We start from the raw sequence: 22,002 nt of genomic DNA, 5'->3' as shown, positions 1-22,002 counted from the left end.
TCCCATGGAAAAACAGCATGCGTTAAACATCGCCCTGGTCGGCGACCACGATCCACACATCACCGCTCACCGGGCGATCCCCCGCGCACTTGAGTTGGCAGGCACACAAACCGGCCATGCCCTTCGCCTGCAATGGCTGGCAACGCCGCTCATTACCGACAATGCTGTGCTGGAGGATTTCGACGGCGTCTGGTGCGTGCCCGGCAGCCCCTACCAAAACGAAGCCGGCGCCTTGCAAGCCATTCGTTTTGCCCGCGAACAACATCGCCCTTTCCTGGGCACCTGCGGTGGTTTTCAGCATGCCGTGCTGGAATATGCCCGTGACGTGATGGGCTGGGTCGACGCCGTCCATGGTGAAACCTCTCCCGAGGCTGAACGGGCGCTGTTGACGCCGCTGAGCTGCGCCTTGGTGGAAACCATCGACAGCCTTCAACTCGAGGCGGGCTCGTTGATCGCCAAGGCCTATGGCCGACAGACCGCGCTCGAGGGCTACCATTGCCGCTTCGGGGTCAATCCGGATTTTGAAAAAGACTTGCTGAGCCAGCACCTGCACGCCGTCGCCCGGGATTCGGCCGGCGACCTGCGAGCGGTGGAGCTGCAGGACCATCCGTTCTTTGTCGCCACGCTGTTCCAGCCTGAACGAGCTGCGCTGGAAGGCCGGGTGCCGCCGCTGGTCCGCGCGTTTGTCGAAGCCTGCGCGAGGAAAATGCCATGAGCGCCCACTGTTACGCCGTGATTTTCACCTCCCTGCGTACCGAGGGGGACCAAGGCTACGCCGAAGCCGCCGAGCGCATGCTGGCCCTGGCCCGGGAGCAGCGCGGATTTTTAGGTGTCGAATCGGCCCGTGGCGACGATGGCCTGGGGATTACTGTGTCGTATTGGAGCGATGAAGCCGCGATCCTGGCCTGGAAGCAGCATCCCGAACACCGCGCGATCCGTGAGCGAGGCCGCTCTACCTGGTATACCCATTGCCATACGAGAGTGTGCAAGGTCGAACGGGACTATGCCTTCCAACGCTCAATCTAATGCCAGGACACAAATCCTTGTGGGAGCGAGCTTGCTCGCGATGGCGGTATGTCAGTCACGGTGATGTTGGCTGATCCATCGCTATCGCGAGCAAGCTCGCTCCCACATTTTTTTCCGGGTATTTTCCTATTCATTGTTCAGCGCACATCTCTGTGAGAGCAGGCTCCCACAGGCTTTCTGTTCAACTCAAGATCAAGCTCAGCCTTCCACCAACTGCCGCACCGCCACGATTTCCGGCAGATCGCTGCGGGCCATGTACACCCGCAAAGGTTCGGTGAGGTTGATGCGGTCGTCGATGTTCTGGTCCAGCAGCAGTTGGATCCGCTCGCGCTTGAGGGCCATGGCGCCGTCTGCTGCGGGGGCCCAGACAAATTCGCTGGTGGGAATGATGCCGTCGTCGGCCACGTCCATGCCGAAGGCGTCTTCGCTGAACCGTACGATGTACTGGCCGGTCTTGCGGTTCAGGCCGACAAAACCCTTGAGCTGGTCGGCGGCCTGGCAGATGAATGTCGAAGTGGTGCGCATGGTAAACCTCATGGATGCGTCCCTCGGGACGTCTGATCGATGGTTTACACGCAGGGCAAGCGGATGCTGGAGTTAAGGTTTCCCTCTGCCGGGGAAACTGGTGCGGCCAAGATTACCGTAGACCGGCCTGAAAAAGCACCGCCACAGAGGTATTCGTCGCGACCTGGATTAAATCAGCTCGATGAGCCGGGCAGTTCCCGGCTCATCGGATCAGTACCTCGTCACGGTCTGAATGTTGGATGAACCAGTTTCAAGGAAGCTTGCTCATAGGCATAGGCAAATCCCAATACCCCGGCGTCTTGCCACATGGACCCGATAAACGATATGGAAGTTGGCTCACCCTCCGGCTCTACACCGGACGGTACGGTGATGATCGGGTAGCCTGCGATGGCAGCGCTCGGCTGGGAGATATAGTCATAATCGGCCACCATGACATCCAGCGTGTGATTCTGGAATTGAGTGTCGATGAGGCTTTTGAAACTTGCCCGTATCGGCAACCATAGAGCATCTACTTGTTCTTCACTTAACGTTTGCGCGTTGATTTGCTCAAGCATCCGCTGGCCATGGTTCCCTTCCACCGGATTTTGCTCGTTGAAATCTATCAACGTTTCAATAGACGTAATTGGCAACCCGCTACGAGTACTCAAGTAAGTCTGCAGTTCGAGCTTCATCGCCGCTGCCAATACTTGAACGTAGTTGCTCATGTCTGGAAGGCTCAGCGTCACCGGAACGAGGGTAGCGCCATTATCCCTGAGGGTTTTTACCGCCGCGCAATATTGAGGGCTGAGGTCGTGCACCATCCCGTTACCCAAATCACATTGCGACCGCTTCACGCTCTTCACGACGGGAAACAGCGGAAACGCGCCGAGATGTTTCTCGCCTTCATCCAGGACCACCCCAATGCGTTTGCCTTGCAACGCCTCGGTGGATAAAGCGCTGGTGTAATCGGAGCCTTGCGGTGCATTGCCGGTCAGAGGGTCGGCTGGATCGGAGCCTGCCAACTGGTACAGCAGCAAAGCGACATCATAGACGTTGCGCGCTATTGGCCCGGGGGTGTCCTGCCGCCGGGTGATTGGAACGACACCCGAGCGACTCAGCAATCCAAGGCTGGGTTTGAAGCCTACGACCCCATTGACGGCGGATGGGCAGATGATCGAGCCATTGGTCTCGGTGCCCACCGAAATAGGCGCAAAACCCACAGCCACACTAGCCGCCGAGCCGGAGCTGGAGCCACAGGTACCTGCGCTTAAAACATGAGGGTTGAGCCCTTGCCCACCTCGGCCGCTCCACCCTTGTGGCACCCTCAGGTCCCTCATTCCAGCCCATTCGCTCATGTTGGCTTTGCCCAGGATAATGGCGCCAGCGTCGCGTAGCCGCTGGATGACGAAGGCGTCCTGCGCGGCCGGCATCCCTACCATCGCCAGTGAGCCGGCAGAAGTCTGCATCTGGTCCGCAGTGTCGATATTGTCCTTGATCAATACCGGTATACCGTGCAGCGGACCTCGAACGTTACCGCTTGCACGCTCACTGTCGCGTAACGCTGCATCTGCCAGGGCCTGAGGATTCAGTTCGAGAACAGCCTTGAGGTGAGGACCTTCCTTATCCAGCGTCTGGATCCGGTTATTCAAATAGTTCACCAGCTCCACCGAAGTCAGCTGGTTGGCAGTCAATCTCTGATTGAGTTCCGTGACACTCAAATACTCGTAGGCCTGCGTGGCATCTTCAGTTGTTTTTGCCTGGGCTTGGACAGTGATTGCAAGGCAAGATAAAAACCCGAGCTTAGCTATCCACAACGTTCTTTTATTACTCATGTCGATCCTTTGGCATGGAGAATACAAGCGAACTGTTTCGCTCTGCCGCGCATAGTAAGAGTCGAAAAAAACAGAAGCACTGCCAGAACCGTTAGACGATATTGCTCGATTTTTTTAGCCAAGCCAGACAACACAGGGAACTACGCCGTACACACTGTTTCAGCGAGCGAATCGATGGGGGGGAGAAGAATTTTCTTGTAAATATTCAGAATGATCGACGCCGGACTCCCCCCTTTCAATGCCCGAAAACCGCTGAGCCAAATGATCTGCATAGCACCCCTGGCGAGGAAAAAATTGCTTTGCGCAGGTTTAGGTCGGTTTGGCGATAGCGCCGAACGCGTTCAATTGTTAAAAGAGAAGCCTTTGAAAATCACGAAAGGATCTCGAGCATGCCTGTCACCTTCACCCGCAGCGCCTTGGTGCTGAGCCTGTTGCTCGGCTTTGGTCAGACACAAGCCTCAGAAGCCCCGAGCCCCAAGGCCTTGGCAACCCTTCAAGGCATTCCGCATCCGGCGGTCATCGCCCACCGCGGTGCCTCGTTCGACGCGCCGGAATCCACCGCCGCTGCCTACAAGCTGGCTCGCGACCTGGGCGCCGACTATCTGGAACTGGACCTGCAACGCAGCAAGGACGGAGTGTTGTTCGTCCTGCATGACGACAGTCTGCTGCGCACCACGGATGTCGCCACCAAGTTTCCCGAACGCAAGGACAGCACCGCCAACGAGTTCACCATGGCGGAACTCAAAACCCTCGATGCCGGCAGCTGGTTCAACACCGCCTACCCGGACCGCGCCCGCCCTTCGTTCGCCGGCCTGAAGATCCTCACCCTCGATGAAGTGATCGACATTGCCCAGGGCAACCCACAGCGCAAACCGGGGCTGTATATCGAAACCAAGGAGCCGAAGTTGTTTCCCGGTATCGAACGTGACCTCAAGGACAAATTGCAGGACCGTGGCTGGTTGAGCCCCTCCGGCTCCAAGCTCGCAAAAAGCGCCACCGGCGTCGGCCAAGGCAAGGGCAAGGTGGTCTTGCAGACCTTCGAGAAGAGCAGCCTGGAACTGTTGCACAAAGAGATGCCGAAGGTGCCGAAGATCCTCTTGCTGTGGGTCGGCGAGGGCAACATCGAACCCAAGTCCAAGGTGCCGTTTGCCGAATCCGGTGAAACGGACAAGGCGGTCTACTATGCCAAGCAGGAACCCAAGGACAGGGCGGAATTCGAGAAATGGGTCCAGTACGCCAAGGCCCAGGGTGCAGTGGGCACCGGTCCGTCCGCTGCCTTGACCCATGGCGGCAGCCAGAGTTACTCGGATCTGGTGCAGCCGTGGATGAACCAGTACACCCATGCCCAGGGTTTGCTGGTGCATGTCTACACCGTGGATGAGCCGGTGGACTTCAAGAAAGTGATGGACGCTGGCGTCGATGGCATTTTCACCAACCGTGCCAGTGAGTTGCTCAAGTACTTCAAGCGTCCCGAAACAGGCAGTGTGACGCAACTGTTGGAGAAGAACGGCTACTGAGTCGAAAGACGTTTCCAGGAAACGTGCTTCAAGTTTTTTCGAATTAAGGGTGAATTAAGTTGCCAGAGATAATCTGAACCCACTTAAACGACTCACCCCTTAATGACACCAAGGAAAGACATATGAAAACTTTGACTGCCCTGTTCACCGCTGCCGCCCTGACCCTCACCGCTGGCCTGGCCCAGGCTGACGTTCGAATCGACCAGGTTCCGCAACTGGTCAAGGAAGGCAAGATCAAATCCCTGGAATCGATGAACGCAGAAGCCCTGAAGTTGCACCCAGGTGCCACCATCACCGACACCGACCTGGATAACCACTTCAACGGTTATGAGTATGAAGTGGAACTGAAAACCGCCGATGGCAAAGAGTTTGACGTTGACTTCGACGCTACAACCGGCAAAGTCCTGAGCAACAAGCAAGACACTTGATCCATCGACAAAAAAGAGCCGCGCAACTTTCGAGTTGCGCGGCTTTTTGTTTGGCGTATGTGAAAATCCGCTATCAACTCCACAGGTCCAGCACCGCGACACACCTGTCACAAAACCTTCAAGAAAGCTTGCAATGATGCCGCTCAAGTGAACCTGTTGTCGCCGCGACAGGCACTCCCCGCCAGCGAGCCCTCATGAACCACAGCATCGACCAAAGCCATCGCGATCCTGACCTGTTCGGCCTGCTCTACGGCTTTCGTTTCCGCCCCGGCGAGCGTGGCAGGGAGATCGATTCGGCCCAGGCCCTGCAAAGCCTGCAACAACCGCAAGACCCGGATGAGTTTCTCTGGCTGCACCTGAACCTGGCTCACGCAGCGTGCGAACGCTGGATGAAAAGCCACCTGGCCCTGCCCGAGGAGTTTTTCGAAGCCCTGCACGAAGGCTCACGCTCGACCCGGATCGAACATGTCGACTCGGCATTGCTGGCCGTGGTCAACGACGTGGTGTTCAACCTCAGCAACCTGGTGTCCTCGGATGTCTCCACGTTGTGGGTTTGCGTGCACAGTCGGTTGATCATCAGCGCGCGCCTGCAACCTTTGCATTCGGTCGACAAGCTGCGCTCATCGGTCAAGGCCGGCGAGAGCTTTCGCTCACCGCTGGAACTGCTCGTGCATCTGCTGCGCGACCAAGGCGAAGTGCTGACTCAGATCGTGCGCAAGACCAGCCTCAGCGTCGACCAGATCGAAGACCAATTGCTCTCTTCGCGACTGTCCACCAACCGCTCCGAGTTGGGCGCCCAGCGTCGCGTGCTGGTGCGTCTGCAACGCCTGCTGGCCCTGGAGCCAGGCTCGTTGCTGCGCTTGCTCAACCGCCCACCGCAATGGTTGCAGAAGGAAGACGTCAAGGAGCTGCGCAAGTCCACCGAGGAGTTTGCCCTGATCATCAACGACCTCACCGCCCTGGGCGAGCGGATCAAGCTGCTGCAGGAAGAGATCGCTGCCAACCTCAACGAACAAAGCAACCGTACGCTGTTCACCCTGACAGTGGTCACGGTCCTGGCGCTGCCCATCAACATCATTGCCGGTTTCTTCGGCATGAACGTCGGCGGCGTACCGCTGGCCGGTGATCCCGAGGGCTTCTGGATCCTGGTGGCGCTGGTGGCAACCTTTACCGTGATTGCAGGCCGATGGGCGTTTCGCAAGCGACGCGACTATTGAGCATGACCTGTCCAGACAACTCCTTTTGTCGGCACGCCTGGATTTAAAAGTCTTTTTGTCATTTCTCCTGGGGTATCCTGCCCACGCTTTGTAAAAGCGCGGATCTACCAGATCTATCCACAGACTTTGCGAGGAGCGCGATATGCACGAGATCCCTAATCTCCCCTTCCCAAGCCTGCACGACACTGAGCAGACGACCACGCTACAAGCCGGGGGGCAACCTGATGCCCAGCAACCCGAGCCCAAGGAAGCCACTGAACGCCGCCAGGCCGACAGCGAAGACTGATTGACCCGCACCACCAGACCGTGTGGAAAGCGCTAAGATGCGCTTTCCACACTGCCTGAACCCGAGTGCCCCCATGACCGATGACACCCCTCCCTTCAGCGAAAGCCAGGCCAGCGTCCTGATCGGCACCGCCGAGAAAATGGTCGAGATCTGGACCCGCCTTCCCGCCGAGAAACAAGCGGCCCTGCTGGCCCGTTTCGGCAGCGAAGAAAACGCCATCGCCGCGCTGGTCACCACGCGCCTGGTCAGTGGACAGCACGACAGCTGAACCACCACTGGGCAAATAGTTTTACTTTTCCACGCCCGGACGCCGCGCTCGCCGTTATCATAAGCAGCCTATCTATCCCGCTGCTCCGTGGACCTCTTTCCCATGTCAGATTCCCAGCGCCCCCTGGCGGTCACGCTGCAAGTCGTTTCCATCGTCCTGTTCACCTTCATCGGCTACCTGAATATCGGCATTCCCCTGGCCGTGCTGCCCGGTTTCGTCCATGGCGAACTGGGTTTCGGCGCGGTGATCGCCGGGCTGGTGATCAGCGTGCAGTACCTGGCCACCCTGCTCAGTCGCCCTTACGCAGGGCGAATCATCGACAACCTGGGGAGCAAGCGCGCGGTGATGTTCGGCCTCGCCGGCTGTGGGCTGAGCGGTGTGTTCATGCTCGTGTCGGCCTGGACGCCCCACCTGCCGACACTCAGCCTGATCAGCCTGTTGATCGGTCGCCTGGTGCTGGGCAGTGCCGAAAGCCTGGTGGGTTCGGGTTCGATTGGCTGGGGCATTGGCCGGGTCGGTGCAGCGAATACCGCCAAGGTGATTTCCTGGAACGGCATCGCCAGTTACGGCGCGCTGGCGATCGGTGCGCCGTTGGGGGTATGGCTGGTCAATGCGTTGGGGCTGTGGAGCATGGGCGTCAGCATCATCTTGCTGGGTTTGCTGGGGCTGGCATTGGCCTGGCGCAAAACCGCGGCGCCCATCGTCGCTGGCGAACGCCTGCCGTTCATGCATGTGTTGGGACGTGTGCTGCCACATGGCTGCGGCCTGGCCCTGGGCTCCATCGGGTTTGGCACGATCGCGACCTTCATCACCCTGTACTACGCCACGCAGCACTGGGATAACGCCGTGCTGTGCCTGAGCCTGTTCGGCGCCAGCTTCATCGGCGCGCGCCTGTTGTTCGGCAACCTGATCAACCGTCTGGGCGGCTTTCGTGTAGCGATTGCCTGCCTGTCGGTGGAAACCCTCGGCCTGTTGCTGTTGTGGCTCGCACCGGATGCCCACTGGGCCCTGGCGGGCGCGGCGTTGAGCGGTTTCGGCTTTTCCCTGGTGTTTCCGGCGCTGGGCGTGGAAGCGGTCAACTTGGTGCCGGCCTCCAGTCGTGGGGCGGCGGTGGGCGCCTATTCGCTGTTCATTGATTTGTCGTTGGGGATCACCGGGCCACTGGCCGGTGCGATTGCCGCGGGCTTCGGCTTTGCCTCGATCTTTCTGTTCGCCGCCCTGGCGGCCCTGGGTGGGTTGGCACTGAGTGTCTACCTGTACCGGCAGGCGCCCCGGTACCGTGAAGCGCGGGAGAAGGACTAGAAATCCACCTTGCCACGCCCGGCCTTGATCGAGCCGCGCTTGGTCTTGGATTCCAGGCGACGCTTTTTCGAACCCAGGGTCGGCTTGGTCGGGCGGCGCTTCTTTTCGACCTTGGTGGCGCTGAGGATCAGTTCGGACAAGCGCTCCAGCGCGTCGGCCCGGTTCTGTTCCTGGGTACGGTATTGCTGGGCCTTGATGATCAGCACACCGTCGCTGGTAATGCGACTGTCGCGCAGGGCCAGCAACCGCTCCTTGTAGAACTCGGGCAGCGACGAGGCCGGAATGTCGAAGCGCAAATGCACGGCGCTGGAGACCTTGTTGACGTTCTGTCCCCCGGCCCCCTGGGCGCGGATGGCCGTCAGCTCGATCTCGGCGTCCGGGATATGCACGGTGTTGGAAATCGCCAGCATGGGAAAGGGTCCGCTATCAGGCCCCACAGAATACCCCGAATCCCCCAGGGCGACGCCTAACTCCTGTGGGAGCGAGCTTGCTCGCGATTGCAGTGTGTCAGTCACCCTTGATATTGCTGACCCACCGCCATCGCGAGCAAGCTCGCTCCCCCAGGGCTTCGTGCTTACTTGGCAGCCGCCACAGCCAATTCCTGGCGGGCACTGCGCTTGTTCTTGATCACGTAGCACACCCACATGAACACCACCCACACCGGAATCGCGTAGACCGAGATCTGGATGCCGGGAATCAGCAACATCACGCCCAGGATGAACACCACGAACGCCAGGCAGATGTAGTTGCCGTACGGATACCACAGCGCTTTGAACAGTGGCGTCTGCTGGGTCTGGTTCATGTGCTGGCGGAACTTGAAGTGCGAGTAGCTGATCATCGCCCAGTTGATCACCAGGGTCGCGACCACCAGCGACATCAACAACTCCAACGCATGCTGCGGGACCAGGTAGTTCAACAGCACCGCCACCAGCGTGACCGCCGCCGACGCGAGGATCGAACGTACCGGCACGCCGCGCTTGTCGATCCTGGACAAGGCCTTGGGCGCATCGCCCTGCTCGGCCATGCCCAGCAACATGCGGCTGTTGCAGTAGGTGCCGCTGTTGTACACCGACAGCGCGGCGGTCAGCACCACGAAGTTGAGGATATGCGCAGCGGTGTTGCTGCCCAGCATCGAGAACACCTGCACGAACGGGCTGCCGCTGTAGGCATCGCCGGAAGCGTTAAGGGTGGCCAGCAGGCTGTCCCAAGGGGTCAGGGACAACAGCACCACGAGCGCGCCGATGTAGAAAATCAGAATCCGGTAGATCACCTGGTTGATGGCCTTGGGGATCACGGTTTTCGGTTTGTCGGCCTCAGCGGCGGTGAAACCGAGCATTTCCAGGCCACCGAAGGAGAACATGATGATCGCCATGGCCATCACCAGGCCGCTCACGCCGTTGGGGAAGAACCCACCACGGGACCACAGGTTGGTCACCGACGCCTGCGGGCCACCATGACCGCTGACCAGCAAATAGCTGCCCAAGGCAATCATGCCGACAATCGCCACGACCTTGATGATCGCGAACCAGAACTCGGCCTCGCCGAAGACTTTGACATTGGCCAGGTTGATCGCATTGATCAGGATGAAAAACGCCGCCGCCGACACCCAGGTCGGGATGTCCGGGGCCCAGTAATGGATGTACTTGCCGACCGCGGTCAGCTCGGACATGCCCACCAGGATGTAGAGAATCCAGCAGTTCCAACCCGACAGGAACCCGGCGAAACCGCCCCAGTACTTGTGGGCGAAGTGGCTGAAGGACCCGGCGACGGGTTCTTCGACGATCATTTCGCCCAACTGGCGCATGATCATGAAGGCGATGAAGCCGCAGATGGCGTAGCCGAGGATCATCGACGGGCCGGCTGATTTCAGCACCCCCGCCGAGCCGAGGAACAGGCCGGTGCCGATCGCGCCACCGAGGGCGATCAGTTGAATGTGTCGATTTTTCAGGCCGCGTTTCAGCTCGCCCGAATGCGAGTTTTGTCCACTCATGAAAAGGGTCTCACGCAAGGTTTGATGATGTTCGTTAGACGTTGCCGCTCGAATCGGATCTCAAGCAGCGCCGATCAAACCCCAGCGCAGGCACCAGGAATTCAGCGTTTTTACAACGGTCATGCGTCACCTGTTTGTTTTTATCTGTGACGAAATCGAACCCGACACGCTTGTGGCGTGGCGGAGTGAACAAGGTGGATAACCTTGAAAGTGCGTGGGTACGCGAAGGGTCACAGTAAAACGCGGCGCATTGTACACCGCTGACCCCCTGCTGCCAGACACCACCGGATCAGCGTGTCGTTTGCCGGGATTGCATGGGTCCGCCTCGAACATGCCGGGCGGCTGCAAAAAAGTGTCCAGGCCCTTGCGAGCCCCTGAAGGGTGTAGCGCTAAAAACGCCACGACGGGAGAAATGCACTGGAGCTGCGGCGTTCATTGCGCCTCCTTCTTGTTATTCACCTGCACGACAGGCATGGGGCGCATCTCACCCTGCCCATCGATTCGAAACAAGCGGGCCAGAGCCTTGGAAAACCCTGCAGGGCGGGGCTTGCGGAAGTTTTTTCTTACGCTTCGGGGAAACGACGTTTCGGGCCTTCCCGACGGGCCTTTTTCGTCAGTATTTCTTTACAACCCGTCACGCAAACTTTCCAAGTAGGAAATTTCCGTAGGCTGACTGCAAATTGACGGTAGATAGCTACCTATTTAAAAAAACACCCAGGCGGCTGTTTTTGAATGAGTAATGTTGTCGTTGAAAATGGAACAAAAAGTTCAAACGAAAAAAATAAATTATTTTTTTGCAATCCAAAAAACCCTCGACTAGGTTTTCAGCGACTTGCCAAGGCATCGTGCCGACAAGTTCTGCGGTGCCATCGCCGGCCTGTTTCCACTCGCCGAATCGGTCCGCTGATTTCCGTAAAAGTCATCTAGGAGATTCACTATGCAAGCACTGGACAAAGACTTGGAAACCGAACTGCAACTGGACGAATGGTTTGAAGCCCCGACCCATGAAGCCGCCGTTGAAATGATGCAAGCCGACGCCGTGGTTCCGTTCGGCACGGCGATGTGGCCTCTGTAGGCACCGCCCGGCGGAGGCGATCCGGCCGGTCGACTCCGCCACTTTTTGCCGGTTGTCAGGGAAGTTAAATGTACTTGTCAGGGAAGAATAAGCATGGACACACAACGAGCCATCTCACATTTCCTTTACTATCTCGAACACCATCCCGCCCTGGCCGGCATTCAGCCCGCCAAGGTGTTGCTCGGTCATACCGCTGACTACGAAGCGCTGACCGGCGCCATTGCCGAACAGGCGGGCAGCGGCTCGCCCTTCCGGTTCAGCGCCATGCGCCTGGACCTCGAGCCCACGGAGCGTCTGTCCAAGGCCATTGCCGACAGCGATCTGTATATTTTCTTCTACGACTCTTCCACCCTGCCCAACCCACGTCCCGACGGCCCGGACTTTGTCCGTGCGCTGCAAGGCGTGATGGCCGACAACTGGAAGAAATCGCTGCTGTTCAAGGACTATGGCGATTATTTCTACGACACCTTCAGCGTGATTCCCCAGCGCATCGCCGGGCTCAACAGTCACCTGATCCGGCGCATGTCCCAGGCGACGACCCTGAGTTTCCAGGATGACCACGGTTCATATTTCGACACCGCCCTGGGCGGCGTGAAGAAATGGACCGACATCAACGGGGTCGGCAACTACGACCTGGCCCCCGGCGAAATCGCCACCCACAGCGACACTATCAATGGCCGGGTGAATTTCGTCGGCACGTTCCTGAGCACTATCCCGTTCGCACGTAAATACGGCGTGTTGCAATCGCCGCTGGAGCTGTGGATCGAAGACTCCACCATCCAGAAAATTGCCACCGATGTACCTGGCCTGGAGCACGACTTCAACAAATACCTGGACGCCAACCCGTCCAATCGCCGCATCGAGGAATTGGGGATCGGCACCAACGAAGGGGTCAAGAGCCTGTACGCCCGCAATGCCGGTTTCGAGGAGCGCCACTGCGGCTTGCACCTGGGGCTCGGCGGTGGGGCCAAGGGCAGCCATCACCTGGATCTGATTTTCGAGAGCGGCGTATTGGCGCTGGATAACGAGCCGATGTTCGATGGGCGATTTGTGCTTTAGGTGGGATTTCTGCAAGGCTGATGCCGCCATCGCGAGCAAGCTCGCTCCCACAGTGGGACGGCGTTGAATGTAAATCGTCCATTCGCTGAAGACCCCTGTGGGAGCGAGCTTGCTCGCGATAGCGGACTCACCGGCATCGCATCAATGAAGGCCAGGCAAAAAAAAGCCAACTCGAAAGTTGGCTTTTTTCATGTGCGGCTGCCGATCACTCCGGCTTACGACGCCCGAACCCCGGACGCTGTCCCGAACCTGCCGGTGCACCACGGCGCTTGCCCGATGGCGCGTCGCGGTCGGCCAGGACGATACCCGGGCGCTTTTTCGGCGCCGGCTTGGCCGGACGCTTGGTGTCGGCCGGGCGATCGGCGACTGGCGTACCGCGACCTGCCGGAGCACCGCGACCTTCACCACGCTCGGTCCGACCATTGGCCGGACGCGGCGCACGTGGGCCACGCTCACCGTCCTGACGAGGCGCAGGCTTGCGGGCCGGGCGCTCGCCTTCGATCTGCGGCTCGCGGGAAGGACGCGGACCGGTCGCCACACCTTCAGCCGCCGGACGCAGCGTACGCACGCGCTCGGTCTTGCCCATCGGACGCGAGGATTTACGCTGCATCCGCTCCAGCTTGTCCTTGCTCTTTGCGGTCATCTGCGGCATCGCCACCGGCTTGAGACCCACTTCGGCGGCCAGGATGTCGACTTCGTACTGGCTCATTTCGCGCCAGCGGCCCATCGGCAGGTCGGAGTTGAGGAACACCGGGCCGAAACGCACGCGCTTGAGGCGGCTGACCACCAGCCCCTGGGATTCCCACAAACGCCGTACTTCACGGTTACGGCCTTCCATCACCACGCAGTGATACCAGTGGTTGAAACCTTCACCGCCGGGCGCCTGCTTGATGTCGGTGAAACGCGCCGGGCCGTCTTCCAGCACAACGCCGGCCTTGAGGCGCTCGATCATCTCGTCGTCGACTTCGCCACGCACACGCACGGCGTATTCGCGGTCCATCTCGTAGGACGGGTGCATCAAACGGTTGGCCAGCTCACCGTCGGTGGTGAACATCAGCAAACCGGTGGTGTTGATGTCCAGGCGACCGATGTTGATCCAGCGGCCTTCTTTCGGACGCGGCATCTTGTCGAACACGGTCGGACGGCCTTCCGGGTCGTCACGGGTGCAGATCTCGCCGTCGGGTTTGTTGTACATGATCACGCGGCGCACCGTTTCGGCGGCCTCTTCGCGCTTGATCACCTTGCCATCGATGGTGATGGCGTCGTGCATGTCGACACGCAGGCCCAAGGTGGCATCTTTGCCATTGACCTTGATCCGGCCCTGGGTGATCCAGGCTTCCACGTCACGGCGCGAACCGACGCCGATACGGGCGAGGACTTTTTGCAGCTTCTCGCCTGCTGGGCCGATTTCCTGGCTGTCGTTCTGGTCTTGGTCTTTCATTCTGGGCACCTCCCGGTGTGGTCGGGTCAGGCTTGGCCTGACGCTTTGAAAACGGGTCTTGGACGAAGGGATCGCCAAAGGGTCGCGAATCATACGCCTGTTGAGGCGATTGCGCATCTGAGACTAGCTGATCAACCCGCGCTCAGCGCTTTTTCCGCCGACCGGTGGCGCAATGCAGCGGCTCTTGGTGGAGTTCATGATGCACCGCGTTCCCCTGTGGGAGCGAGCTTGCTCGCGATAGAGGTTTAACTTTCAACGATGATGTTGGCTGTCAGACCGCTATCGCGAGCAAGCTCGCTCCCACAGGGGTGTGGGGTGTCAGCATTGTTTTTCCAACAGGCGGGATCAATCGTCGAACTGGCGCCGTTCGTTTTCGATCGCTTCAGCCAGGGCACGGGCTTCGGCTTCTTCGTCGCTCAATTCAGGCTCGGGTTCGCGCGGTTCGAGGGCGGCGACAGCGGCCAGCAGTTTTTCCCGGGCTTCGGCAACGCCGAGGATGTCTTCTTCGGATTCAGGCTCGGCCTGACGTTCAACTTCGTGGTCGGCCTCGGGTGGCTCATCCGACTCATCTCCAGGACCAGGCCCCTCACGCAGCAGGTCGTCGAAATCAGTCTTCAAGCCCTCCTCCATGGTGTCCAGCTCCAGCAACAACGAGTGGAAACTGGTCTCTTCCTTCGGTTCCTCAGGCTCGGCGCTGGCATCCGCCAGTTCCTGCAAGCCCTGGGGCACCGGCACGTCGTCGAACTCCAGTACCGGTTCGGGTTCCAGCTCCCGCAGTTCGGCCAGGGGCGGCAGGTCATCCAGGTTCTTCAGGTTGAAGTGATCGAGAAAGGCCTTGGTGGTGGCGAACATCGCGGGTTTGCCCGGCACATCGCGATAGCCGACGACGCGGATCCACTCGCGCTCCAGCAACGTCTTGACGATATGGCTGTTGACCGCCACGCCCCGTACATCCTCGATCTCGCCCCGGGTGATCGGTTGGCGATAGGCGATCAACGCCATGGTTTCGAGCATGGCGCGGGAGTAACGCTGCGGCCGCTCCTCCCACAGGCGTCCGACCCAGGGTGCGAACTTCTCGCGGATCTGCAGACGATAACCGGACGCCACTTCCTTGAGTTCGAAAGCCCGTCCTTCGCAGGACTTGCCCAACAGCGTCAGGGCTTTCTTGAACACGGCCGGCTCGGGTCGCTCGCCTTCTTCGAAGAGTTCGAACAGGCGCTCCATCGATTGCGGTTTTCCCGAAGCCAACAGGAAAGCTTCAAGCAAGGGGGCCAGCTCGCGGGGTTCAGTCAGATTCATTGATTTGCTCGTTATTCGGCTCGTGCCCGCACGTGGATCGCTGCGAACGGCTCATTCTGCACCAGCTCGACCAAGGATTCCTTGACCAATTCCAGGACCGCCATAAACGTCACCACCACCCCCAACCGCCCTTCCTCGGCGGTGAACAGCTCGACGAACGGCACGAAGCCGCCGCCCTTGAGCCGCTCCAGCACATCGCTCATGCGCTCGCGGGTGGACAGCGCTTCGCGGCTGACCTGGTGACTTTCAAACATATCGCCTCGGCGCAGGACCTCGGCCATGGACATCAGCAGCTCTTCCAGGCTTACATCCGGCAGCAACTTGCGTGCCCGCGCTTCGGGCGCATCGAGCTTGGGCACCACCACATCGCGCCCCACCCGGTTCAAGCCATCGAGGCCTTCGGCGGCGACCTTGAAGCGTTCGTACTCCTGCAAGCGCCGGATCAACTCCGCCCGCGGGTCGTCCTCTTCCGCTTCGACCTCCGCCGAGCGCGGCAGCAGCATCCGCGACTTGATCTCGGCCAGCATGGCCGCCATCACCAGGTACTCCGCCGCCAGTTCCAGGCGTACCGACTGCATCAACTCGACGTAGCCCATGTACTGGCGGGTGATTTCCGCCACGGGGATGTCGAGGATATTGATGTTCTGTTTACGGATCAGGTACAGCAGCAGGTCAAGCGGGCCCTCGAAGGCTTCGAGGAACACTTCCAGCGCATCCGGCGGAATGTACAGGTCCAGGGGCATTTCCATGACCGCCTGGCCATAGACCATGGCGAACGGCAACTCCTGCTGCGCGCCGGCCTGGCTGTCGGCATTGTCCACGGCGGTTTCCACGGCGGACATTCAGGCCTCGACCATGAACGGTGTCGGATCGCCGCACCCGACGCGCACCACCTGGGGCTCGCCATCGGCCAGGTTGATCACCGTGGACGCCGACATGCCGCCGAAACCGCCATCGATGATCAGGTCCACCTGATGCTCGAGTATCTGGCGCATCTCATAGGGATCGGTCAACGGCTCGGTCTCGCCGGGCATGATCAGCGTCACGCTCATCAGCGGCTCACCCAGTTCCGCCAGCAGCGCCAGGGCGATGGGATGGCTCGGCACCCGCAGGCCGATGGTGCGCTTTTTCGGGTGCAGCAACAGCCGCGGGACTTCCCGGGTGGCATTGAGAATGAACGTGTACGGCCCCGGCAAATGCGCCTTGAGCAAACGGAAGGTGCCGGTGTCGATCTTGGCGAACAGGCCCAACTGCGACAGGTCGCTGCAGATGAGCGCGAAATTGTGCTTGTCGTCCAGTTGACGCAGGCGTCTGACGCGCTCCACGGCATTCTTGTCGCCGATCTGGCAACCGATGGCGTAGGACGAGTCGGTGGGATAGACCACCACGCCACCACCACGAATGATTTCCACGGCCTGTTTGATCAGGCGCGCTTGCGGGTTTTCCGGATGAATCTGGAAAAATTGACTCACGTGTTCTACCTGTTCAGACGGCGGCGGTAACGGGATCATGTTTGAATCTACACCAGAGTGGTGGCAGATCTTCCGGCAACGGGCGGTACTCGCCGATCTCGGACCAGCCCCCAGGGCCATGGAAATCACTGCCGGCGGTGACCAGCAGGCCGAACTCACGGGCCAGGATCGCCAAGCTGCCCACTTGCTCGGCAGGCTGATGGCCGTTGACCACCTCAATGGCATGGCCCCCCGCTTGAATATAGTCGGCGACCAGGCGGCGGCGCTTGCTGCGGGTGAAATCATAGTGCCATGGATGAGCCAGGCTGACCCAGGCGCCAGCGGCCCGCAGGGTCTGGACGGTTTCTTCCAGGGTCGGCCAGTGCTGCTTGACGTCCCCCAGCTTGCCGGCCCCCAACCATTTGCGGAACGCTTCGGCGCGATCCTTGACGAATCCTTCGCGCACCATCCAGTCGGCAAAGTGTGGCCGGGCCGGTGCGTTGCCGCTGTCGCCCAGTTCCTGCTGGATCTGCCGGGCGCCGTCCAGCGCACCGGGCATGCCCTTGAGGGCCAGCTTGCGGCTGATCTCTTCGGACCGCAGCCAGCGCCCGTCGCGCAGTCGTGCGATAGCCTGGACCAGCGCCGGCGCATTCACATCGAAACCATAGCCCAGCACATGGATGGTCGCCCCGCCCCAGGTACACGACAACTCGACCCCGTTGACCAGCTGCATGCCCAGCGCCGTGGCGGCGCTGCGGGCCTCGTCGAGGCCTTCGAGGGTGTCGTGATCGGTCAGGGCCAGGACTCGCACGCCGTGCTCGAACGCCCGCGCCACCAGAACCGCAGGCGCCAGGGCGCCATCGGAGGCCGTGCTATGGCAGTGCAAATCAACATTCACGAGAGTTTGTTACCTCAAATCAGCTGGCCCTATCGCGGCCAAGGATGTTTGTTATTATGCCGCCACATCCTGCTTCTGGCTGCCACTGTGAAACAATTCATCGACTTCATCCCGCTCCTGCTGTTTTTCATCGTCTACAAACTTGATCCCCGGACCGTCGATTTCGCCGGCCACTCCTTGACTGTAGGCGGTATTTACAGCGCCACCGCCGTGCTGATCATCAGCTCCCTGCTGGTCTACGGCGCGCTGTTCGTGTCCCAGCGCAAGCTGGAGAAGAGCCAGTGGCTGACCCTGATCGCCTGCCTTGTATTCGGCAGCCTGACCCTGGCGTTCCACAGCGAAACCTTCCTCAAGTGGAAGGCCCCGGTGGTCAACTGGCTGTTTGCCCTCGCGTTCATCGGCAGCCACTTCATCGGCGACCGACTGCTGATCAAGCGCATCATGGGCCATGCCATCAACCTGCCGGAACTGATCTGGACCCGGTTGAACATCGCCTGGATCGCGTTTTTCCTGTTCTGCGGCGCCGCCAACCTGTTCGTTGCGTTCACGTTCCAGGAGTACTGGGTCGACTTCAAGGTCTTCGGCAGCCTGGGCATGACGCTACTGTTCCTGATTGGCCAGGGCATCTACCTGTCCCGTCACCTGCACGATGCCGACCCCACCACGCCTAAAACCGAGGACTGACATGCTCTACGCAATCATTGCCACCGACGTCGCCGACTCCCTGGAAAAACGCCTGGCCGTGCGCCCGGCACACCTGGAGCGCCTGCAACAGCTCAAGTCCGAAGGTCGTATCGTGCTGGCCGGCCCGCACCCGGCGGTGGACAGCAATGACCCGGGTGCCGCCGGTTTTAGCGGCAGCCTGATCGTGGCCGAGTTCGACTCCCTGGTCGCCGCCCAGGCCTGGGCCGAGGCCGATCCGTTCGTGGCGGCCGGCGTCTACGCCAATGTCGTGGTCAAGCCGTTCAAGCAAGTCCTGCCGTAACCCCCCTGGCGCGATGGGCCTTCACGGCTCATTGCCGCCGTTGCTCATCTTTATCGTTCGCCGGCCGACAACCTGTCTAATCTCGATTGGAATTCAGGAGTTGCAATGCGCAAAGGTCCGTTGTGCCTGTTGTTGGTCTCGTTGGCGATCGGAGCGCCCGCCCATGGCGAGGAAAGCACCGAGGGCAGTCATTCGGCACCCTTGTCCCTGAGCGCCGGCGGCCAGATCGCCGAATTGCAGCAACGCTTGAAAGACAGCGAACGCCAGCGTGAAGAGCTGAGCAAACAACTGCAAAATGCCGACAGCGAGCGCGAAAGCGCTGTGCTGGCCCGGCTGCGCCAGGAAAACCAGCGCCTGAAGCTGCAACTCAAGGAAGCCCAGGCCAGCCCGCTGCCACGGCTGTTGACCGATCAACAGCAATGGTTCGTCATTGGTGCCGGGGTAGCGCTATTGGCCTTGCTCTGCGGTATCTTTGCCAGCGGTGGACGTAGACAACGTCGGCAATGGCTAAATTGAGTGAGTCATGAGCGAGCTGTTACTGATAGATGATGACCAGGAGCTGTGTGAGCTCCTCGTGAGTTGGCTGAGCCAGGAAGGGTTTCAGGTCCGCGCCTGTCACGATGGCCAGAGTGCCCGCAAGGCCTTGGCCGAAACCGCCCCGGCTGCCGTGGTCCTGGACGTGATGCTGCCCGACGGCAGCGGCCTGGAACTGCTCAAGCAACTGCGCAACGATCACCCGGAGCTGCCGGTGCTGATGCTGTCGGCCCGGGGTGAGCCGCTGGACCGTATCCTTGGCCTGGAACTGGGCGCCGATGACTACCTGGCCAAGCCCTGCGACCCACGGGAATTGACCGCCCGCCTGCGCGCCGTGCTGCGTCGCAGCCATCCGGCGGCCGTGTCCAGCCAGATCGAACTGGGTGACCTGACCTTCAGTCCGGTGCGTGGCGTCGTCAGCATCGACGAACAGGAACAGACCCTCACCGTTTCCGAAAGTCGCCTGCTCGAAGCACTGCTCAAGCAACCGGGCGAGCCGCTGGACAAGCAGGAACTGGCGCAGATCGCCCTGGGCCGCAAGCTGACCCTGTACGACCGCAGCCTCGACATGCACGTAAGCAACCTGCGCAAGAAAATCGGCCCCCACCCCGACGGTCGCCCGCGCATCGTGGCCCTGCGTAGCCGGGGTTATTACTACAGCCTCTAGAGGTTACGGCTCTAGAGACTGTGAGTGCTGCTACAGCCCCTGGAGGCTTTTGTGGCGAGGGAGCTTGCTCCCGCTGGGCCTGCGAAGCGGCCCCAAGATTTTGCGGTCGCTGCGCAACCGAGCGGGAGCAAGCTCCCTCGCCACAATGAACCAAGGGTCTCCTTCCCATTGCATGCCCCACGGGGTTTTGTGCAGGCTGTTTGTCAGCATCGAACCAAACCGTCTTTACCCAAGCTTTACGCCCCCCTGACCGCCGCTGACCTTGATCTCCGTAATCTGCACACATCCGGAACTGACCGGGAATGAGACAAGGAGACACACCATGCGCAAGACTCTTATCGCTCTGATGTTCGCTGCCGCCCTGCCGACTGTCGCCATGGCCATGCCCGAAGGCCCCGGCCCGATGGGTCCGATGGACGGCCCGCGTCACGGCGGCCAGATGCACGACAAAGGCCCCTACAGCCAACTGGACCTGAGCCGCGAACAACGCCAGCAGATTCGCCGGATCATGAGCGAACAGCACCACGAACAACGGGAACTGGTCGACAAGTACCTGGCCAAGCTGTCGCCAGCCGACCAGAAAGCCATGCAGGACGAAATGCAGGCCCGACATGAGAAAGTCGATGCCCAGATCCGTGGCTTGTTGAAGCCTGAGCAGCAGAAGGAATTCGACGCGATCCAGAAGAAACAGGCCGAACGTCGCGCCGAGTGGGCTGAGTTCAAAGCCTGGAAAGCGCAACAACCGCAAAAAGCGCAATAATGCGCTGAAGCTTGCCCAGCCCAACGGCCAATCGCCGTTGGGCTTTCTTTGTTTTCGAGGATTTATCGTGCGTTCATTGTTCTGGCGCATCCTGGCCAGTTTCTGGCTGGCCATCGCCCTGGTTGCAGGGCTTTCGATCCTGATGGGCCATATGCTGAACCAGGACGCCTGGATCCTCAGCCGTCACCCTGGCCTCAATACCCTGCCCGAAGAGTGGACGCAAACCTACGAAAGCCAGGGCGAGGATGCCGCCCAGGACATCCTGCAACAGCGCAAGCGCCAGTATCACATCGACGTCCAGGTGTTCAACGAAAGCGGCGACCCGGTGGTACGCGGCACCTTTCCCCATCGTGCCGCGGCCTTCGAGGCTCGGCAGAACAACGACGACCGACGCCTGCCCTGGCGGCGGCTGACCGACGAGTTCACCAGCGCCAAAAGTGGCGACACGTACCTGTTCATCTACCGCATTCCCCATCCCGAACTGGACGCCTGGCACCGCGGCAGCCTGCTCTGGCCCCTCAGTGCACTGGGCATCGCGCTGGTGGTGCTGACCTTGTTCAGCCTGTTGGTGACGCTTTCCATCACCCGCCCACTGAGTCGCCTGCGCGGCGCGGTGCATGACCTGGGCCAGGCCGCCTACCAGCAGAACAGCCTCGCCAAGCTGGCCAACCGGCGAGACGAGTTCGGCGTGCTGGCCACCGACTTCAACCGCATGGGCGCGCGCCTGCAAAGCTTGATCGGGAGCCAACGGCAGCTATTGCGCGACGTGTCCCACGAACTGCGCTCGCCCCTCGCCCGGCTGCGCATTGCCTTGGCATTGGCTGAACGGGCCAGCCCCGAGGAACGTGAAAAACTCTGGCCGCGCCTGACCCGCGAATGCGATCGCCTGGAAGCGTTGATCAGCGAAATCCTGGTCCTGGCCCGGGTCGACGCCGACAACGCCAGCGCCGAAGAGGTGGACCTCAACGGTTTGCTGTTCACCCTGCAAAAAGATGCACAACTGGCGTCACCGGAGCAAACCGTGCAGCTTGAAACCGAGGCAGACCTGACCCTCAAGGGCTGGCCGACCATGATCGAGCGAGCGGTGGACAACCTGCTGCGTAACGCCCAGCGCTTCAATCCGACCGGGCAACCCATCGAAATGCGCGCGGCGCGCCAGGGCGAACGGATCCTGATCAGCGTGCGCGACCACGGGCCTGGCGTGGAGGCCGAACACCTGGGTCAATTGGGCGAACCGTTCTACCGCGCCCCCGGCCAGACTGCCGCCGGCCATGGCCTGGGCCTGGCGATTGCGCGTCGTGCCGCCGAGCGCCATGGCGGTGCGTTGGTGCTGGGCAATCATCCCGAAGGCGGTTTCATTGCAACACTGGAACTGCCGTTGGTGCCGGGGGCGGTTGTCCAGCCATAACCTGCAAATGAACAGTGGATCTGTTGACTCCATGGCAATGCTGGCCCTTGTGGCG

The 22,002-nt window shown here is 60.5% G+C and carries 25 protein-coding genes; 16 read left to right on the top strand and 9 right to left on the bottom strand.

Annotated elements, in window-relative coordinates; genetic code table 11:
* Positions 1-4 precede the first annotated feature (4 nt).
* Both J4E63_RS14710 and J4E63_RS14705 read left to right on the top strand, forming a co-directional pair.
* Positions 5-715, top strand: a complete 711-nt coding sequence (locus J4E63_RS14710) for a CTP synthase (RefSeq protein WP_207282524.1) — start codon at positions 5-7, stop codon at positions 713-715.
* The gene (locus tag J4E63_RS14705) at positions 712-1,026 is read left to right on the top strand and encodes an antibiotic biosynthesis monooxygenase (protein WP_207282523.1); all 315 of its coding nucleotides are present in this window, start codon (positions 712-714) and stop codon (positions 1,024-1,026) included. The genes J4E63_RS14710 and J4E63_RS14705 overlap by 4 nt, the downstream gene beginning before the upstream one ends.
* A 198-nt stretch (positions 1,027-1,224) precedes the next feature.
* Here J4E63_RS14705 and J4E63_RS14700 read toward each other — a convergent pair whose 3' ends face one another.
* Together J4E63_RS14700 and J4E63_RS14695 are read right to left on the bottom strand one after the other, a co-directional pair.
* Positions 1,225-1,551 (bottom strand): DUF2025 family protein, encoded by a 327-nt coding sequence (locus J4E63_RS14700; RefSeq protein WP_060740982.1) that lies wholly within the window; start codon positions 1,549-1,551, stop codon positions 1,225-1,227.
* Positions 1,552-1,772: 221 nt separating this feature from the next.
* A complete protein-coding gene (locus J4E63_RS14695; RefSeq protein WP_207282522.1) occupies positions 1,773-3,362 on the bottom strand; it encodes an amidase family protein in 1,590 nt (529 codons plus the stop codon).
* Positions 3,363-3,751: 389 nt separating this feature from the next.
* Here J4E63_RS14695 and J4E63_RS14690 point away from each other — a divergent pair, with 389 nt between their 5' ends.
* From J4E63_RS14690 to J4E63_RS14665, 6 genes are all read left to right on the top strand, one after another.
* Positions 3,752-4,879: a glycerophosphodiester phosphodiesterase gene (locus J4E63_RS14690; RefSeq protein ID WP_207282521.1), complete on the top strand. Its 1,128-nt coding sequence runs from the start codon at positions 3,752-3,754 to the stop codon at positions 4,877-4,879.
* 122 nt (positions 4,880-5,001) lie between these two features.
* Positions 5,002-5,307 carry a PepSY domain-containing protein gene (locus tag J4E63_RS14685; RefSeq protein ID WP_060740979.1) on the top strand — a complete coding sequence of 102 codons (306 nt, stop codon included), beginning with the start codon at positions 5,002-5,004 and terminating at the stop codon, positions 5,305-5,307.
* A gap of 194 nt (positions 5,308-5,501) precedes the next feature.
* Entirely contained in the window at positions 5,502-6,524 is a 1,023-nt protein-coding gene (locus J4E63_RS14680) for a transporter (RefSeq protein WP_207282520.1), read from the top strand.
* A 142-nt stretch (positions 6,525-6,666) separates the two neighbouring features.
* Positions 6,667-6,810: a hypothetical protein gene (locus J4E63_RS14675; protein ID WP_162893862.1), complete on the top strand. Its 144-nt coding sequence runs from the start codon at positions 6,667-6,669 to the stop codon at positions 6,808-6,810.
* A gap of 37 nt (positions 6,811-6,847) precedes the next feature.
* Complete coding sequence (locus tag J4E63_RS14670; protein ID WP_081015379.1) at positions 6,848-7,078, top strand: hypothetical protein; 231 nt, start codon at positions 6,848-6,850, stop codon at positions 7,076-7,078.
* A gap of 102 nt (positions 7,079-7,180) precedes the next feature.
* On the top strand, positions 7,181-8,380 hold the full coding sequence (locus tag J4E63_RS14665; protein WP_060740977.1) for an MFS transporter: 1,200 nt from the start codon (positions 7,181-7,183) through the stop codon (positions 8,378-8,380).
* Here J4E63_RS14665 and arfB read toward each other — a convergent pair.
* The gene (gene arfB, locus J4E63_RS14660; protein WP_060740976.1) at positions 8,377-8,790 is read right to left on the bottom strand and encodes an alternative ribosome rescue aminoacyl-tRNA hydrolase ArfB; all 414 of its coding nucleotides are present in this window, start codon (positions 8,788-8,790) and stop codon (positions 8,377-8,379) included. The two genes, J4E63_RS14665 and arfB, sit on opposite strands and share 4 nt — an antisense overlap.
* A 164-nt stretch (positions 8,791-8,954) precedes the next feature.
* Entirely contained in the window at positions 8,955-10,370 is a 1,416-nt protein-coding gene (locus J4E63_RS14655) for an amino acid permease (protein WP_207282519.1), read from the bottom strand.
* Positions 10,371-11,307: 937 nt separating this feature from the next.
* Between J4E63_RS14655 and J4E63_RS14650 the strand changes: the two genes are divergently transcribed.
* Together J4E63_RS14650 and J4E63_RS14645 are read left to right on the top strand one after the other, a co-directional pair.
* Positions 11,308-11,445 carry a hypothetical protein gene (locus J4E63_RS14650; protein WP_003178782.1) on the top strand — a complete coding sequence of 46 codons (138 nt, stop codon included), beginning with the start codon at positions 11,308-11,310 and terminating at the stop codon, positions 11,443-11,445.
* A 93-nt stretch (positions 11,446-11,538) separates the two neighbouring features.
* On the top strand, positions 11,539-12,504 hold the full coding sequence (locus J4E63_RS14645) for a leucyl aminopeptidase (RefSeq protein ID WP_207282518.1): 966 nt from the start codon (positions 11,539-11,541) through the stop codon (positions 12,502-12,504).
* Positions 12,505-12,709: 205 nt separating this feature from the next.
* On the opposite strand, the gene rluB is transcribed toward J4E63_RS14645, so the two are convergent.
* The 5 genes from rluB to J4E63_RS14620 form a co-directional block, all read right to left on the bottom strand.
* Positions 12,710-13,945 carry a 23S rRNA pseudouridine(2605) synthase RluB gene (gene rluB, locus J4E63_RS14640; RefSeq protein ID WP_192261191.1) on the bottom strand — a complete coding sequence of 412 codons (1,236 nt, stop codon included), beginning with the start codon at positions 13,943-13,945 and terminating at the stop codon, positions 12,710-12,712.
* Positions 13,946-14,290: 345 nt separating this feature from the next.
* Complete coding sequence (scpB, locus tag J4E63_RS14635; RefSeq protein ID WP_207282517.1) at positions 14,291-15,244, bottom strand: SMC-Scp complex subunit ScpB; 954 nt, start codon at positions 15,242-15,244, stop codon at positions 14,291-14,293.
* 11 nt (positions 15,245-15,255) lie between these two features.
* Entirely contained in the window at positions 15,256-15,954 is a 699-nt protein-coding gene (locus tag J4E63_RS14630) for a ScpA family protein (RefSeq protein ID WP_165826070.1), read from the bottom strand.
* Positions 15,955-16,086: 132 nt separating this feature from the next.
* A complete protein-coding gene (locus tag J4E63_RS14625) occupies positions 16,087-16,716 on the bottom strand; it encodes an L-threonylcarbamoyladenylate synthase (protein WP_053124883.1) in 630 nt (209 codons plus the stop codon).
* Between the two features lie 13 nt (positions 16,717-16,729).
* Positions 16,730-17,593 carry a PHP domain-containing protein gene (locus tag J4E63_RS14620; protein ID WP_207282516.1) on the bottom strand — a complete coding sequence of 288 codons (864 nt, stop codon included), beginning with the start codon at positions 17,591-17,593 and terminating at the stop codon, positions 16,730-16,732.
* A gap of 87 nt (positions 17,594-17,680) precedes the next feature.
* Here J4E63_RS14620 and J4E63_RS14615 point away from each other — a divergent pair, with 87 nt between their 5' ends.
* The 6 genes from J4E63_RS14615 to J4E63_RS14590 all read left to right on the top strand — a co-directional run bounded on the left by J4E63_RS14615 (position 17,681) and on the right by J4E63_RS14590 (position 21,947).
* Positions 17,681-18,277, top strand: a complete 597-nt coding sequence (locus tag J4E63_RS14615; RefSeq protein WP_207282515.1) for a septation protein A — start codon at positions 17,681-17,683, stop codon at positions 18,275-18,277.
* 1 nt (position 18,278) lies between these two features.
* The gene (locus J4E63_RS14610) at positions 18,279-18,578 is read left to right on the top strand and encodes a YciI family protein (protein ID WP_060740968.1); all 300 of its coding nucleotides are present in this window, start codon (positions 18,279-18,281) and stop codon (positions 18,576-18,578) included.
* Positions 18,579-18,683: 105 nt separating this feature from the next.
* Positions 18,684-19,094, top strand: coding sequence for a hypothetical protein (locus tag J4E63_RS14605; RefSeq protein WP_060740967.1), 411 nt, complete (start codon positions 18,684-18,686; stop codon positions 19,092-19,094).
* 7 nt (positions 19,095-19,101) lie between these two features.
* Positions 19,102-19,779: a response regulator transcription factor gene (locus tag J4E63_RS14600; RefSeq protein ID WP_003178772.1), complete on the top strand. Its 678-nt coding sequence runs from the start codon at positions 19,102-19,104 to the stop codon at positions 19,777-19,779.
* 322 nt (positions 19,780-20,101) lie between these two features.
* On the top strand, positions 20,102-20,539 hold the full coding sequence (locus J4E63_RS14595) for a Spy/CpxP family protein refolding chaperone (RefSeq protein ID WP_207282514.1): 438 nt from the start codon (positions 20,102-20,104) through the stop codon (positions 20,537-20,539).
* A gap of 67 nt (positions 20,540-20,606) precedes the next feature.
* On the top strand, positions 20,607-21,947 hold the full coding sequence (locus tag J4E63_RS14590) for a HAMP domain-containing sensor histidine kinase (RefSeq protein ID WP_060740965.1): 1,341 nt from the start codon (positions 20,607-20,609) through the stop codon (positions 21,945-21,947).
* Positions 21,948-22,002: the final 55 nt, after the last annotated feature.

The sequence above is a fragment of the Pseudomonas sp. FW300-N2F2 genome, assembly GCF_017351655.1.
GTDB lineage: Bacteria > Pseudomonadota > Gammaproteobacteria > Pseudomonadales > Pseudomonadaceae > Aquipseudomonas > Aquipseudomonas fluorescens_AA.
Note: the sequence above shows the minus strand (reverse complement) of the source record. Positions and strands in the feature narration are given on the sequence as shown.